Annotated in this window: 1 protein-coding gene; it reads right to left on the bottom strand. The window is 24.6% G+C overall.

Annotated elements, in window-relative coordinates:
* Positions 1 to 882, bottom strand: an 882-nt coding sequence (locus AC1DSB_RS19445; RefSeq protein WP_477587434.1) for a hypothetical protein, incomplete at its 3' end; no start/stop codon positions are given.
* Between the last annotated feature and the right edge of the window lie 426 nt (positions 883 to 1,308).

Below are 1,308 nucleotides of genomic sequence, written 5' to 3' on the forward strand. Positions count from 1 at the left end.
AAAAAAAACATTGTTTCCAATTATGTTAAATAGATAATCGTATATGTTCAATCTACCCGATGTTTTAAACATATTGTCAAGGTATAGCAAACTTATGGTCCTACTATCTATCCCCATTGTGTTGAATAAATCCAAAATGCTACTTATGATAGATTTGTATGATATGGCAAACATTATTGTTAAATTGATAAATACAAATGATATTATCCACTTTCTTGGAGTATTTTTTGAAAATATAAACATAATTAAGATAAATATTAAAAGAGAGAGGAAGGCTCCCCTAGATCCAAAAACTAAAACACTTAAAAAGGAAGTTAAACCGAGTATAAAGTCAGTTTTTCTTTTTATTACTATCCCGCTGTACAATAGAAATGCTGCTATTAAAGTCATCGCATTTGAATAAATCATATATATGCTACCGGTATATGCATCTAAAACAAAGAAAAGTTCTAACAATATTATGACTGACATAATCCTTGCAGTTACAATAAAATACTTTTCTAATTCTTCAAAGGAAATTACATTTGCTCTTATAATTGCAAAAGTAGTTATTGAATATATTAAATATGGAATTATTTTTGATATATATATTATGTTTTGTGGGAAAAATATAAATAAAATTGCTATAGTTATAATAAGAAACATAACTAGGTATATAACATCCAATTTTATTTTTCTAATTAAGAATAAGGTACACCAAGATATGAAAATAAAAACAAAGTTTAAATAATATAAATAGTTAATGGCACTTATAACAACTTTATTTTCTTGATGGATTCCAGCAAAATACGAAATTTGATTAAGAAAAACACACATTAAAACAACATATATCATGCAATACAAAAATAACTTTCCGTCATTATTTCTACTGAATTTTTTCATATATTTTTCACCACCTTATCAAAAGAAAAGAATTAATATAGTAATATTATTCTCAATATTATTATATTACTCTCCTATCTTTTTAAGCCACAATCTATGAAACTGACAATATCTAAGTATGCTAATTTTAAAAATAATCACTCTAATGTAATCCTTTACTGAAATTGCTTTTCCATTCACAAAACTTTTATCGATTTCTAGCTTTTGTTTATCTCCGAATTCATAGCCCATATAGATTGCACTTAAAAAAACCTTAAGTAAATATCTATTTAAAAGATTCTTAAGTTTGTTATCACCAATCGATTTATAGTATTTATTCAATTCATAACATGTATCTAACAAATCAATTGCATTTTTTGTTTTGTTTTTTTCTTGGGTTATCGAATGTTCTCTAATAACATAGTTATGCATTTTATAACTATGTTA

It is taken from the genome of Paenisporosarcina sp. P4_E4_2 (genome assembly GCF_056401595.1).